13 protein-coding genes are annotated in these 13,922 nt (G+C 70.4%); 8 read left to right on the forward strand and 5 right to left on the reverse strand.

Features of this window, described 5'->3' with window-relative positions; genetic code table 11:
- Positions 1 to 5: 5 nt before the first annotated feature.
- Together mnmA and ligA are read left to right on the forward strand one after the other, a co-directional pair.
- Complete coding sequence (gene mnmA / locus AB3M90_RS05200; protein WP_412950391.1) at positions 6 to 1,103, forward strand: tRNA 2-thiouridine(34) synthase MnmA; 1,098 nt, start codon at positions 6 to 8, stop codon at positions 1,101 to 1,103.
- A gap of 38 nt (positions 1,104 to 1,141) precedes the next feature.
- Entirely contained in the window at positions 1,142 to 3,457 is a 2,316-nt protein-coding gene (gene ligA / locus AB3M90_RS05205) for an NAD-dependent DNA ligase LigA (RefSeq protein ID WP_412950392.1), read from the forward strand.
- Positions 3,458 to 3,460: 3 nt separating this feature from the next.
- Here ligA and AB3M90_RS05210 read toward each other — a convergent pair whose 3' ends face one another.
- Positions 3,461 to 5,308, reverse strand: coding sequence for a DEAD/DEAH box helicase (locus tag AB3M90_RS05210; protein WP_412950393.1), 1,848 nt, complete (start codon positions 5,306 to 5,308; stop codon positions 3,461 to 3,463).
- Between the two features lie 48 nt (positions 5,309 to 5,356).
- Positions 5,357 to 7,057 carry a long-chain-fatty-acid--CoA ligase gene (locus AB3M90_RS05215; protein WP_412950394.1) on the reverse strand — a complete coding sequence of 567 codons (1,701 nt, stop codon included), beginning with the start codon at positions 7,055 to 7,057 and terminating at the stop codon, positions 5,357 to 5,359.
- Positions 7,058 to 7,125: 68 nt separating this feature from the next.
- Here AB3M90_RS05215 and gatC point away from each other — a divergent pair, with 68 nt between their 5' ends.
- The 6 genes from gatC to AB3M90_RS05245 all read left to right on the forward strand — a co-directional run bounded on the left by gatC (position 7,126) and on the right by AB3M90_RS05245 (position 12,750).
- Entirely contained in the window at positions 7,126 to 7,425 is a 300-nt protein-coding gene (gatC, locus tag AB3M90_RS05220) for an Asp-tRNA(Asn)/Glu-tRNA(Gln) amidotransferase subunit GatC (protein WP_412950396.1), read from the forward strand.
- Complete coding sequence (gene gatA, locus AB3M90_RS05225) at positions 7,422 to 8,966, forward strand: Asp-tRNA(Asn)/Glu-tRNA(Gln) amidotransferase subunit GatA (RefSeq protein ID WP_412950398.1); 1,545 nt, start codon at positions 7,422 to 7,424, stop codon at positions 8,964 to 8,966. Before gatC ends, gatA begins: the two co-directional genes overlap by 4 nt.
- Positions 8,966 to 10,495 (forward strand): Asp-tRNA(Asn)/Glu-tRNA(Gln) amidotransferase subunit GatB, encoded by a 1,530-nt coding sequence (gene gatB / locus AB3M90_RS05230; RefSeq protein WP_412950400.1) that lies wholly within the window; start codon positions 8,966 to 8,968, stop codon positions 10,493 to 10,495. The genes gatA and gatB overlap by 1 nt, the downstream gene beginning before the upstream one ends.
- 78 nt (positions 10,496 to 10,573) lie before the next feature.
- Positions 10,574 to 11,830, forward strand: a complete 1,257-nt coding sequence (gene dinB / locus AB3M90_RS05235; RefSeq protein WP_412950401.1) for a DNA polymerase IV — start codon at positions 10,574 to 10,576, stop codon at positions 11,828 to 11,830.
- 37 nt (positions 11,831 to 11,867) lie between these two features.
- On the forward strand, positions 11,868 to 12,185 hold the full coding sequence (locus tag AB3M90_RS05240) for a hypothetical protein (RefSeq protein WP_412950402.1): 318 nt from the start codon (positions 11,868 to 11,870) through the stop codon (positions 12,183 to 12,185).
- A complete protein-coding gene (locus tag AB3M90_RS05245) occupies positions 12,169 to 12,750 on the forward strand; it encodes a nucleoside/nucleotide kinase family protein (RefSeq protein ID WP_412950403.1) in 582 nt (193 codons plus the stop codon). Before AB3M90_RS05240 ends, AB3M90_RS05245 begins: the two co-directional genes overlap by 17 nt.
- Here AB3M90_RS05245 and AB3M90_RS05250 read toward each other — a convergent pair whose 3' ends face one another.
- Genes AB3M90_RS05250 through AB3M90_RS05260 form a run of 3 tightly spaced genes read right to left on the reverse strand, consistent with a single transcriptional unit; the run spans position 12,751 to position 13,888 of the window.
- Positions 12,751 to 13,251, reverse strand: a complete 501-nt coding sequence (locus AB3M90_RS05250; protein ID WP_412950405.1) for a DUF2017 family protein — start codon at positions 13,249 to 13,251, stop codon at positions 12,751 to 12,753.
- A complete protein-coding gene (gene clpS, locus AB3M90_RS05255; RefSeq protein WP_412950406.1) occupies positions 13,248 to 13,544 on the reverse strand; it encodes an ATP-dependent Clp protease adapter ClpS in 297 nt (98 codons plus the stop codon). Before clpS ends, AB3M90_RS05250 begins: the two co-directional genes overlap by 4 nt.
- Positions 13,541 to 13,888, reverse strand: a complete 348-nt coding sequence (locus AB3M90_RS05260) for a metallopeptidase family protein (protein ID WP_412950407.1) — start codon at positions 13,886 to 13,888, stop codon at positions 13,541 to 13,543. Before AB3M90_RS05260 ends, clpS begins: the two co-directional genes overlap by 4 nt.
- Positions 13,889 to 13,922: the final 34 nt, after the last annotated feature.

Consider the following 13,922-nt stretch of genomic DNA (forward strand, 5'->3'; position numbering starts at 1 on the left):
GACGGATGCGGATCCTTGCGGCCATGAGCGGTGGCGTCGACTCGGCCGTCGCGGCCGCCCGGGCCGTGGAGGCGGGGCACGACGTCGTCGGTGTGCATCTCGCCCTCTCGCGGGCCGGCGGAACCCTGCGGACCGGCAGTCGCGGATGCTGCACGATCGAAGACGCCCTCGACGCGCGTCGTGCCGCCGACGTGCTCGGCATCCCGTTCTACGTCTGGGACTTCTCGGAGCGCTTCCGCGACGACGTGATCGGCGACTTCGTCGCGGAGTACCGGGCCGGACGCACGCCCAACCCGTGCATGCGCTGCAACGAGAAGATCAAGTTCGCCGCCCTCCTCGCCCGGGCGATCGAGCTGGGCTTCGATGCCGTCTGCACCGGCCACTACGCGACCCTGATCGACGGCGAGGGCGGCCGCGAACTGCACCGCGCCGCCGACGACGCGAAGGACCAGTCCTACGTCCTCGGGGTGCTCACCGCCGAGCAGCTCGCGCACACGTACTTCCCGCTCGGCACCACGCCGTCGAAGGCGGTCGTGCGCGCCGAAGCGGCCGCGCGCGGACTGAGCGTGGCGCAGAAGCCCGACAGCCACGACATCTGCTTCATCCCCGACGGCGACACGCGCGGCTGGCTGGCCGAGAAGGTCGGGACGGCGACCGGTGAGATCGTCGACCGAGAAGGATCGGTCGTCGGCTCGCACGAGGGCGCGCACGCCTTCACGGTCGGTCAGCGGCGCGGACTGAACCTCGGCATCCCCGCTGCCGACGGCAAGCCGCGGTTCGTGCTCGAGGTGCGCCCCGTGTCGAACACCGTCGTCGTGGGGCCGAAGGAGGCGCTGGCCATCGCCGAGATCGCGGGCACACGGCACAGCTGGGCGGGTGCGGCCCCGGTCGACGCCGAGTTCGCCTGCGAGGTGCAGATCCGCGCACACGCCGAGCCCGTCGCCGCGCAGGCGTTCGTGGAGCCCGACGGCGTGCGGGTGGTGCCTCGCGTGCCGCTCGACGGCGTCGCCCCGGGACAGACCGCCGTGCTCTACGTGGGCACGCGGGTGCTGGGGCAGTTCACGATCGACCGCACCGTGTCAGCGGTCCCGGCGGGTGCGTAGCCCCCTCGATTGTCGGCACCCGCTCGTAGACTGACGGGGTGCCGGAGAACATCTCGTTGGAAGACGCCCGTACCGAGGCCGCGGAGCTGACGACCCGCATCCTCGAGGCGAAGGACGCGTACTACGGTCGCGACACGTCGATCGTCGACGACGCCACCTACGACGGGTGGATGCATCGCCTGGAGGAGCTCGAGCGACTGCATCCCGAGCTCCAGGGCCAGGATTCGCCGACGCAGATGGTGGGGGCGGCCGAGAACACGGGGCTCGCGACCATCGAGCACGCCGAGCGGATGCTGAGCCTCGACAACGTCTTCTCGATCGACGAGCTGCGGGAGTGGGCCGCGAAGACGCAGGCCTCCGCCGGGCGACGCGTGGCCTGGCTGACCGAGCTCAAGATCGACGGCCTCGCCATCAATCTGCGGTATGAGAACGGGGTCCTGACCTCGGCGGCGACGCGCGGCGACGGACGGGTCGGCGAGATCGTGACCGAGAACGCCCTGCGCCTCCCGGAGATCCCCGAGCGGCTCAGCGGGGAGGGGCACCCCGACATCGTGGAGGTGCGCGGTGAGGTGTTCATCCCGGTGGCGGCCTTCGAGCGCCTGAACGCCGCGCAGGCGGAGTTCCGTGAGCGGGCGTACGCCGACGCCCTCGAGCGCTGGGAAGCGCGGGCGGGCGCGAAGAAGCCGTTCGACGAGGAGAAGGCGCGCACGGCCGCTGCTCGTCGGTTCCCCGCCTTCGCGAACCCGCGGAACGCCGCCAGCGGCGGCCTGCGGCAGCAGATCGACAAGAAGAACGGGATGGAGCTCGAGGCCGGACTCCTGCGCATCGCATCGCTCGCCCTGTACGTGCACGGGGTCGGTGCGTGGCGCAACCCGCCCGTCGCGGCCCAGAGCGAGGTGTACGACCTGCTCTCCGGGTGGGGTCTGCCCACGAGTCCCCACACCCGCGTGTGCACCTCGATCGACGAGGCGGTGGAGTTCGTCGAGCACTACGGCGAGCACCGGCACGACGTCGAGCACGAGCTCGACGGCATCGTGGTCAAGGTCGACGAGCTGGAGCTGCACGACGAGCTGGGCGCCACGAGTCGCGCCCCGCGCTGGGCGATCGCGTACAAGTACCCGCCCGAAGAGGTGCAGACGAAGCTCCTCGACATCGTCGTGTCGGTGGGCCGCACCGGCCGTGCCACGCCGTTCGCCGTCATGGCTCCCGCCCAGGTGGCAGGCTCGGTGGTGCGTCAGGCGACCCTCCACAACAAGGACGTCGTGAAGGCCAAGGGCGTGCTCATCGGCGACACGGTGGTGCTGCGCAAGGCCGGCGACGTGATCCCGGAGGTGCTCGGTCCGGTGGCCGAGAAGCGCGACGGCACCGAGCGCGAGTTCGTCATGCCCGCCGTCTGTCCCGAGTGCGGCACGCCCCTGCGCCCGATGAAGGCGGGCGACATCGACCTGCGCTGCCCGAACGCGCGGTCGTGCCCCGCGCAGGTGCGGGGGCGCGTGGAGCACATCGGCTCCCGCGGCGCACTCGATGTCGAAGCGCTCGGCGAGGTCACGGCGGCGGCGCTGACGCAGCCGACGTCTCCCGCCGTCCCACCGCTCGAGACCGAGGCGGGGCTGTTCGAGCTCACCGTGGAGCAGCTGGTGCCGATCGAGGTCGTGGTCCGCGACGCCGAGACCGGGCTGCCGCGGGAAGACGACGACGGCGTCGTGAAGATGCGGGCGCCGTTCCGTCGCAATCCCACCGCGGCGGAGAAGAAGGCCGGCGCCGTCGGGCCGCAGCCGTCGTCCCAGGCGGTCACGCTGCTGGCCGAGCTGGAGAAGGCCAAGACCAAGGACCTCTGGCGACTGCTGGTCTCGCTCAACGTGCGCCACGTGGGTCCGGTGGCGGCTCGTGCACTCGCGCAGTGGTTCGGCTCGCTCGACGCCATCCGCGCCGCTTCGCGCGAGGAGCTCGCGTCCGTCGAAGGGGTGGGCGGGATCATCGCCGACTCGCTGATCGCCTGGTTCGACGAGCCGTGGCATCAGGAGATCGTCGAGCGCTGGGCCCGGGCGGGCGTGCAGTGGTCGACGCCGGGTCACCCCGGTCCCGGAGCGGCAGTGGCCGCGGGCGGTGTTCTCGAAGGCCTCACCGTCGTGGCGACCGGCTCGCTCGAGGGGTACACGCGCGAGGGAGCACAGGAGGCGATCATCAAGGCCGGGGGCAAGGCGGCCTCGAGCGTCTCGAAGAAGACCGATTTCGTCGCAGCGGGCCCGGGCGCCGGTTCCAAGCTCGCCAAGGCCGAAGAGCTCGGTCTCCGCATCCTCGACGCCGCCCAGTTCCACCTGCTCGTGACAGAGGGGCCGGGAGCCCTGGGCTGACGGTCAGTTCTTGTGCCGCGGTTTGCGGAAAGGCTTCTCCTCCCGGGCGGGCCGATCATCGCGATCGCGCTTCTCGGGACGGCGTCGCTCGGCGCGGTCAGCGCGATCGTAGCGATCTGCGCCGTCGCGCGGCGCGCTGCGGCGGGCCCCGGGGCCACGGTCGGGCGCGATCTCGATCAGGCGGCCCGAGATCCGCGTGTCGCGCAGCTTGTCCAGGACCGCCGCCGGAAGCGTGGCCGGCAGTTCGACGATCGAGAAGTCGGGGCGGATGGTGATCGCGCCGAAGTCGTCGCGACCGAGACCGCCCTCGTTCGCGAGAGCGCCGACGATCTGCCGCGGCTCGACCCGGTGGCGACGCCCGACCTCGATGCGATAGGGCGCGTAGTCCCCGCGGTTCCGGCGCTCGGTGCGCGGCTCTCGGGTCTCGCGTGCCGCACGCTCCCGCGGCGGTCGGTTGTCGTGCTCGACGGCCCGGGAGAGCGCGTCGTCGGCGGGATCCAGGAGCAGGGGCGTGTCGCCCTGCGCGACGACGGCGAGGGCCGCCGCGACGTCGGCCTCGGGCACGTCGTGGTTGCGCACGTAATGGCCGATGATGTCGCGGAACTTTTCGATGCGCGATGTCTCGGTGAGGGCGGCGGTGATGGCGTCGTCGAAGCGCGTCAGGCGGGTGGTGTTGACGTCTTCGGTGCTGGGCAGCTGCATCTGCGTCGGCTGCTGCCGCGTCGCCTTCTCGATGTGCTTGAGCAGGTAGCGCTCGCGCGGGGTGATGAAGCTGATCGCGTCACCCGAACGCCCGGCGCGGCCCGTGCGGCCGATCCGGTGCACATACGACTCGGTGTCGGTCGGGATGTCGAAGTTGACGACGTGGCTGATGCGCTCGACGTCGAGTCCGCGGGCGGCGACGTCTGTCGCGACGAGGATGTCGAGCTTGCCGTCCTTGAGCTGGTTGACGCTGCGCTCCCGCTGCACCTGGGGCACGTCGCCGTTGATGGCGGCGGCGGAGTAGCCGCGGGCACGGAGCTTCTCCGCGAGCGTCTCCGTCTCGTTCTTCGTGCGCACGAAGACGATCATCCCGTCGAAGTTCTCGACCTCGAGGATGCGCGTGAGGGCGTCGACCTTCTGCGCGTACGACACGACGAGATACCGCTGGGTGATGTTCGTCCCCGTGGCGGTCTTCGACCGGATGCTGATCTCCTCGGGGTCGCGCAGGTACTTCTGTGCGAGTCGACGGATCTGCGGCGGCATGGTGGCCGAGAACAGGGCGACCTGCTTCTCCTCGGGCGTCTGGGCGAGGATCTGCTCGACGTCCTCCGCGAAGCCCATCTTCAGCATCTCATCGGCCTCGTCCAGCACCAGGTACTGCAGCTCGGAGAGGTCGAGCGTGCCCTTGGCGAGGTGGTCCATGATGCGGCCCGGCGTGCCGACGACGACGTGCACGCCGCGGCGCAGGGCCGACAGCTGGACCCCGTATCCCTGCCCGCCGTACACGGGGAGGACGTGAACGCCCTTCATGCGCGACGCGTACGACTCGAACGCCTCGCACACCTGGAGCGCGAGTTCGCGCGTGGGGGCGAGCACCAGGGCCTGCGGCGTCTTCTGCGACACGTCGAGGCGCTCGAGCACCGGCAGGGCGAACGCGGCGGTCTTGCCGGTTCCGGTCTGCGCCATCCCCACGACGTCGCGACCCGACAGCAGGGTCGGAATGGTCGCCGCCTGGATGGGGGACGGGGTCTCGTAGCCGAGCTCCCTGATGGCCTTGAGGACGGGCCCGGTGATGCCCAGCTCCTCGAATCCGGGGGTGGCGGGGGAGTCCTCGGGGGCGTCGGTCAGCGCTGCGTCGTCAGGGGTCACTTCCCAAGGGTAGCGCCCCGGCACCGTCGCCCGCCTGTGAGGCCGACCTCACGCGCCGGTGGTGAGGGCGACCAGCTTGTCCTTGACCTGCCGGCGCAGCACCTTGCCGATGAGCGACCGGGGAAGGTCGTCGACGACGAAGATCCGGCGCGGGACCTTGTAGGGGGTGAGGATGCTGCGGGCGAACTCGCGGATCGCCTCGACGTCGATCTCGCTCGCACCGTCGACGACGATCGCCGCGACGACCTCCTCGCCCGAGTGCTCGCTGGGGAGCCCGACGACCGCCGCGTCCGCGACCTGAGGATGCTGCCGCAGGGCGTTCTCGACCTCGGTCGGCGCCACGTTGAAGCCGCCGGTGATGATGAGCTCCTTGATGCGGTCGACGATGCGGATGAATCCGGCGGCATCGATCGTGACGATGTCGCCCGTGCGGAACCAGCCGTCGACGAAGACGGCGTCGGTCTCCTCCGGCTTGCCGTAGTAGCCCGAGAAGACCTGCGGGCCGCGCACGACCAGCTCACCGGGCGATCCCTCCGGCACGTCCTCCGTGGGGGCGTCGGGATCGACGACCCGGCACTCTGTTCCGGGCAGCGGGAGGCCGACGGTGCCGGGCACGCGGTTGTCGGCGACGGGGTTGGCCATCAGTACGGGCGAGCATTCGCTCAGACCGTAGCCCTCCACGAGGTATCCGCCGGTCGCCGCCTCGAAGGGGACGACGAGATCGTGCGGAAGCGCCATGGCGCCCGAGATCGCGACCCCGATGCCCTCGAGAGACACGCCCAGGGCCTTCGCCGCCGAGAGGAGCCGATCGGCGATCGGAGGGACCAGGGGCAGGAACGTCGCCGGATGCCTCTTCACGACGTCGAGCATCAGGTCGGGGTCGAACTTCGGGAAGAGCACCAATCTCGCGCCCATCGACATCGCGAAGGTGAGGCAGAGCGTGAGGCCGTACGCGTGGAACATGGGCAGCACGGCGTAGACGACGCATCCTTCGCCTCGCCGGATCGACGGCACCCACGCACGCGCCTGCGCGGCGTTCGCGAGCAGGTTGCGGTGCGTCAGAGCTGCGCCCTTGGGAGTTCCGGTGGTGCCCGACGTGTACTGGATGATCGCCAGGTCGTCGGTCCCGGGCGTCGGGTGGGAGGCGGGCAGTGGAGCAGAGCGCACGAGCGCCTCCCACGTCACCGTGCCCCGCACCTTCTCGGTGAGCGCCGCGCGCGACACGCGTGCCTTCGCCACCGGCAGCCGCAGCGCCGCGCGGGTGAGCAGCGGCATCGCGCGGGTGACGTCGACCGACACCAGACCGGCGACCTGCAGATCGGCCGGGAACTCCTGCACGGTGCGCACGACTTTGTTCCAGACGATCGCGTGCTTCGCGCCGTGGTCCTCGAACTGCTTGCGCAGCTCGCGCGGCGTGTAGAGCGGGTTGTGCTCCACGACCACCGCGCCCAGGCGCAGGACCGCGTAGAACGCGACGATGTGCTGTGGGCAGTTCGGCAGCACGATCGCGACGGGATCGCCCGCACGTACGCCGAGGTCTCGCAGTCCGGATGCCGCGCGGTCGATCGCCTCCTGCAGCTGGGCGTACGTCGTCTCCCGGCCGAAGAACTGCAGCGCGACGGCATCCGGATAGTCCCGGACGGAGGCGGCGACGATGTCGATGAGCGACCCCTCGACGGGATCGAGGTCTTCCGGGACGCCGGCGGCGTAACTGGCGATCCACGGACGAGGAGGCTGATACGAGCTCACGAGCCCAGCATAGGGCTCGGGGTGCAGCCGAGCCGAGAGGGATCGAGGGCGCCAACTAGACTGAGGTGGTGTCTGAAATCACCCCTGATCTCGTGCGCCATCTCGGCGTGCTCGCTCGCATCCAGCTGAACGACGACGAGGTGTCGCGGCTCACGGGCCAGCTCGACGCCATCGTCGACAACATCGCGAAGGTGTCGGAGGTCGCGACCGCCGATGTCGTCGCGACGAGCCACCCGATCCCTCTCAGCAACGTCTTCCGCCCCGACGAGGTCGGACAGACGCTCACGCACGAGCAGGTGCTGCAGAACGCGCCGGACCAGGCCGACGGCCGCTTCCGCGTCACCGCGATCCTGGGGGAGGAGCAGTGAGCGACATCATCCGTCTGACCGCAGCCGAGCTCGCCGACAAGCTCTCCTCGCGCGAGATCTCCAGCGTCGAGGCCACGCAGGCGCACCTCGACCGCATCGCCGCCGTCGACGGCGACGTCCATGCATTCCTGCACGTGAACGAGGGCGCGATCGCCGCCGCCTCCGAGATCGACGCCCGTCGCGCGGCGGGGGAGGAGCTCGGGCCCGTCGCCGGCGTCCCGCTCGCGATCAAGGACGTCCTGGTCACGACCGATCAGCCGACCACCAGCGGTTCGCGCATCCTCGAAGGCTACCGGTCGCCCTACGATGCGACGGTCGTCGCCCGCTCGCGTGCCGCCGGTCTCATCCCGCTCGGGAAGACGAACATGGACGAGTTCGCCATGGGGTCGTCCACCGAGCACTCGGCGTACGGCCCGACGCGCAACCCGTGGGACCTCGACCGGATCCCCGGCGGATCCGGCGGCGGTTCGGCGGCCGCGGTGGCCGCGTTCGAGGCGCCTCTCGCGCTGGGTTCCGACACCGGTGGCTCGATCCGCCAGCCGGCCCACGTGACCGGGACCGTCGGGGTGAAGCCCACGTACGGCGGAGTCAGCCGGTACGGCGCGATCGCTCTGGCATCGAGCCTCGATCAGGTCGGACCGGTCACACGGACCGTTCTCGACGCCGGTCTGCTCCACGACGTCATCGGCGGGCACGATCCGAAGGACTCGACCTCGCTCACCGACGCCTGGCCGTCGTTCGCCGAGGCCGCCCGACAGGGCGCCCGGGGCGAGGTGCTGAAGGGTCTCAAGGTCGGCGTCATCCGCGAGCTCCCCGACAGCGGCTTCCAGCCCGGTGTCGCGGGATCGTTCCGCAGCGCCCTCGCGCTCATGGAGGCGCAGGGCGCGGAGATCGTCGAGATCGGCGCCCCGCACTTCGAATACGGCGTCGCCGCGTACTACCTGATCCTCCCCGCGGAGGCGTCGAGCAATCTCGCCAAGTTCGACTCCGTGCGCTTCGGACTCCGGGTGACCCCCGGCGGCAATCCCACCGTCGAAGACGTGATGTCGGCCACCCGCGACGCCGGCTTCGGCGACGAGGTCAAGCGGCGCATCATCCTCGGGACCTACGCACTGTCGGCCGGATACTACGACGCCTACTACGGCAGCGCGCAGAAGGTGCGGACTCTGATCCAGCAGGACTTCGCCCGTGCCTTCGCCGACGTCGACATCATCGCGACGCCGTCGGCGCCGACGACGGCGTTCAGGATCGGCGAGAAGGTCGACGATCCGCTGCAGATGTACCTCAACGACTTCACCACCATCCCGGCGAACCTCGCCGGAGTGCCCGGCATCTCGATCCCGAGCGGGATCGCCGAGGAGGACGGCCTGCCCGTCGGCATCCAGTTCCTCGCACCCGCACGGGAGGACGCCCGTCTGTACGAGGTGGGCGCCGCGCTCGAAGCCGCGCTGCTCGATTCGTGGGGGGCGCCGATCCTCTCCCGGGCTCCGCGGTTGCCCGGCGAGCGAAGCGAGACGACGAACGCAGGAGGGACCCGCTGATGGCCGCCGCCACGCTCATGGACTACGACGAGGCGCTCGAGCTGTTCGAGCCCGTACTCGGTTTCGAGGTGCACGTCGAGCTGAACACGAACACCAAGATGTTCTCCGATGCGCCGAACCCGGCCAACGACGCGTACCACGCGGCTGAGCCCAACACGCTCATCGCACCCGTCGACCTCGGTCTGCCCGGGTCGCTTCCGGTGGTCAACGAGACCGCCATCCGCTCGTCGATCAGCCTCGGCCTCGCCCTGGGCTGCTCGATCGCGCCGTCCAGCCGCTTCGCCCGGAAGAACTACTTCTACCCGGATCTGGGCAAGAACTATCAGATCTCCCAGTACGACGAGCCCATCGCGTTCGAGGGGTCGGTCGAGGTCGAGCTCGAAGACGGCACCGTCGTCCAGGTCCCGATCGAGCGGGCGCACATGGAGGAGGACGCGGGCAAGCTCACCCACATGGGCGGGGCGACGGGTCGCATCCAAGGGGCGGAATACTCCCTGGTGGACTACAACCGCGCCGGAGTGCCCCTGGTCGAGATCGTCACCAAGACGATCTTCGGCACCGACCACCGCGCGCCCGAGGTGGCGAAAGCGTACGTCGCCACCATCCGCGACATCGTCCGCGGGCTGGGCATCTCGGAGGCCCGGCTCGAACGTGGCAACCTGCGCTGCGACGCGAACGTCTCGCTGCGGCGGCGCGTCGCCCCGGGTGCGCCCGCAGAGCCGCTGGGCACGCGCACCGAGACCAAGAACGTGAACTCCATGCGGTCGGTCGAACGGGCCGTGCGCTACGAGATCCAGCGTCAGGCGCGGATCCTCGCCGATGGCGGGACGATCACGCAGGAGACGCGCCACTGGCACGAGGACACCGGGACGACCTCGCCCGGTCGCCCCAAGTCGGATGCCGACGACTACCGGTACTTCCCCGAGCCCGACCTGCTCCCGGTGCAGCCGGCTCCCGAGCTGATCGAAGAGCTCCGTGCGGGGCTGCCGGAACAGCCGGTCGCACGACGCCGACGCCTGATGACCGAGTGGGGCTTCACCGACCTCGAGTTCCAGGACGTGCGCAACAACGGCGTGCTCGACGAGGTCGAGCAGACCATCGCCGCAGGGGCGACCCCGGCGGCCGCGCGCAAGTGGTGGACGGGGGAGATCTCGCGCCTGGCGAACGCCCGGGAGAAGGAGGCGTCGGAGCTGATCAGCCCCGCGAACGTCGTCGCCCTGCAGAAGCTGATCGACGCGGGTACGCTCACCGACAAGCTGGCGCGTCAGGTGCTCGAAGGCGTCATCGCCGGCGAGGGCACGCCGCAGCAGGTGGTCGATGCGCGCGGTCTCGCGGTCGTGTCCGACGACGGTGCGCTGATCGCGGCCATCGACGAGGCGCTCACCTCTCAGCCCGACGTGCTGGCCAAGATCAAGGACGGCAAGGTGCAGGCCGCCGGAGCGATCATCGGCGCCGTGATGAAGTCCATGAAGGGTCAGGCCGACGCCGCCCGCGTGCGTGAGCTGATCCTCGAGCGCGCCGCGCAGTGACATCGGGGCGGGCTCGGCGATCACTCGATCACCGAGCCCGCCCGGCGCCGCGTCATCCGTCCGGGGGAGAATGGTCGTATGGGACACGGCGACGGCAGGGGTCGGCTCACTTCGTCCGCTGACGCCGACGACACCGGCACCCGCATCCTCCATGTCGACATGGATGCGTTCTACGCGGCCGTGGAGATCCTCGACGACCGGAGCCTGGCGGGGCTGCCGCTCATCATCGGCGCACCGGACGGCAGGTCGGTCGTCTCCAGCGCGTCGTACGAGGCACGGCGCTACGGCGTGCATGCCGCGATGCCGGTGGCGCAGGCCCTGCGCCTGTGCCCGACGGCGCGTGTCGTCGTGCCGCACTTCTCCCGGTACCAGCCCGTCTCCCGCCAGGTCATGGCGATCTTCGAGTCGTTCACGCCGCTGGTCGAGCCGCTGTCGGTCGACGAGGCCTTTCTCGACGTGCAGGGAGTCCGCCGGCTGTGGGGAAGTCCGGCGCAGATCGCGGCGATGATCCGCCGTCGGGTCGCCGACGAGGTCGGTATCACGTGCAGCGTCGGCGTCGCCGCCACCAAGCACGTGGCGAAGATGGCGTCGACGATGGCCAAGCCCGACGGGATGCTCGTCGTCGCGGCCGCGGACACGCTCGAGTTCCTCGGTCCCCGGCCGGTGCGTGCGATGTGGGGTGTCGGGCCGAAGGCCGCCGAGGCTCTCGAGGGGCGTGGCATCCGGACGATCGGCGACATCCGCTCCTCGTCTCTCCAGGTTCTCGAACGCGCCGTCGGCCCGGCTCTGAGTGCGCGCCTGACGCAGCTCGCCCGGGGCGAAGACCCGCGAGCGGTCGAGACGGAACGCGTCGAGAAGAGCATCGGGCACGAGGAGACCTTCGACGAGGACATCCGCGATCGCTCCTTCCTGCGTGCGGAGCTGCTGCGGCTCGCCGATCGCGTCGCGGCCCGTCTGCGCCGGGCCGAATGGGAGGCCGCGACGGTCTCGATCAAGGTGCGTTTCGACGACTTCCGCACCGTGAACCGCTCGCAGACCCTCAGCGAGCCCTCGGCCGTCGGTCAGCGCCTCGGCGAGGCCGCCCAAGGACTGTTCGATCAGATCGATCGCCGCGACCCGGTGCGGCTGATCGGCGTGCGCGCCGAGAACCTCCGGCCGGCGGGCGCCGGCGGGCTCGGACTCTGGGACGACGACGCGGACTGGCGGAGGGTGGAGGGTGCCGTCGACGAGGCGGTCGCCCGCTTCGGCACCGCCACGATCGGCCGCGCCCGCCACATCGGCCGCGGCGAAGGCAGGGGAGCGCCGCAGCATCCGAAGGCGCACGGCGTCGATTGACCGTCCGCTCGGGTGCGCGGTCGGCTAGCGTGGGACCATGCCGAACATTGCACTGGAACTCGGAAAGCAGGTCGCGTCCTTCGGCGTGAAGAGCGCGTACGGAGAGCCGCAGACCGTCGACGGAGTGACGATCACTCCGGTGTCGTTCACCTACTCCGGTTTCGGCGGCGGCAGCGGCGACGGCGGCGAGGGCGGCGGAGGCGGAGGGGTCTCCATCCCCGTCGGCGTGTACGTGCGCCGCGAGGAGGGGCTTCGATTCGAACCCAACATCGTCACGCTGCTGGCGGTCGCGGTTCCGTTCGTCTGGGTCACCGGTCGAGCACTGACGCGCATCATCCGTGCCCTCAAGAAGTGACGATCCCGTCGGGGCGGCCCTCGCGCACGCCGCGACGCTGATCGCGCAGGATGTCCGTGCACTGGCGGCCGCGAATCCCGTCGTGCTCATCGACGGGCGAAGCGGCGCTGGCAAGACGACGCTCGCGGCGGAGCTGGCCGCGAGCTGGCCGCTGGCAGGACGCGTCCAGCTCATCGCCCTCGACTCGCTCTATCCGGGCTGGGACGGCCTCGACGCCGGCGTCGACCGTGCGCTCGAGTGGATCCTGCGCCCGCACGGCCGCGGCATGCTCGGCACGTGGCGACGATGGGACTGGGAGCGGGAGACCGAGGCGGAGAGCCATGCCGTGGATCCCTCGCTCGGCGTGATCGTCGAGGGCAGCGGCATCCTCACTGCGGCGACCGCGGGCCTCGGCGACGTACGCGTCTGGGTGGAATCGGCGGAGGATCGTCGCAAGGCGCGCGCGCTCGCCCGTGACGGCGACGCCTACCGGCCGCACTGGGATCGGTGGGCGGCCCAAGAGCGGCGCCATGTGGAGCGGGACGACCCTCGGACGCTGACGACGAGGATCATCGAGATCCCGTGATCACGGCTTCCGACGGTCGTCGAGTTCGTCGGCCGCCTGGATGAGGATCTCGAGTCGGTATCCGAGCCAGTCGTAGACGTCGTGCCGGCCGTCGTCCGCGCCGTCCTCCTCGGCCGTGATCCCGAGTCGGTCGGCGATCACCAGGCGCACCGCGGTCAGCGTGCGCAGCCAGGCGTCGAGATCGTCGGCATCGACCACGAGTCGGCGCTCCTGGACCGCCTCCGCCTCGGTCAGCCGTTCGAGATCGACGTCGAACGGTGCGAGGTCTCGACGGACCGTCACGGCGTCGTTCATCCGGCGGTCGAGAAGATCCTCGCGGGTGCTCTCCGAGAAGGTCGATGCGGCGTGCGGATCGTCGGGGTAGGCGTTCGGCGTCAGGCGCCGCAACGCGCTGTCGTCGGCATCGGCGTCGCCGAGGAACTCGCGGAACTCGTCGACGAGTCGCACCAGCTGACAGCCCTCGATGAGGGCGAGGGGAAGGACGGCAGCGTGCTCGCTCATCGTGACGCCTTCCGCACGGTCGCCCACAGCCCGTAATCGTGCATGGCCTGGGCGTGGACCTCCATCGTCTCGCGCGGACCGGTGGAGACGATCGCGTGGCCGTCATGGTGCACGGACAGCATCAAGGCGGTCGCCCGCTCGATGGAGTATCCGAAGTACGTGCGGAAGACGCGCACGACGTAGCTCATCAGATTCACCGGGTCGTTCCAGACGACGACCTCCCACGGCTCCAGCGGCGCCGCACGGAGGTCGACGTCCTCCTCGAGATCGGGAGTGGCCGCGGGCGTGCTCATGCCCAGCCCATCCGGTGCAGCTGCTCGTCATCGAGTCCGTAGTAGTGGGCGATCTCATGGACCAGGGTGGTGTGGATCTCGTCGCGCAGCTCCTGCTCGTCCTCCACCTGGTCGAGATGGGGTTCGCGGTACAGCACGATGCGATCGGGGAGCTCGCCCATGCCGTACTGCGTGCGCTCCGTCAGGGCCAGCCCGTCGTACAGGCCGAGAAGATCGAGGCTGCCGTCCTCCGGGCGGTCCTCGGTGACGAAGACGACGTTCTCCAGCCCCTCGACCATGTCGTCGGGCAGCCGATCGAGCTCGTCGATCACGAGTTCCTCGAAGGCGGCGGCATCCATGTCCATCGCCTCCAGCCTAGGGGGCCCGGACCGGCCGGAG

The organism is Microbacterium martis (genome assembly GCF_047246685.1).
Taxonomy (GTDB): domain Bacteria; phylum Actinomycetota; class Actinomycetes; order Actinomycetales; family Microbacteriaceae; genus Microbacterium.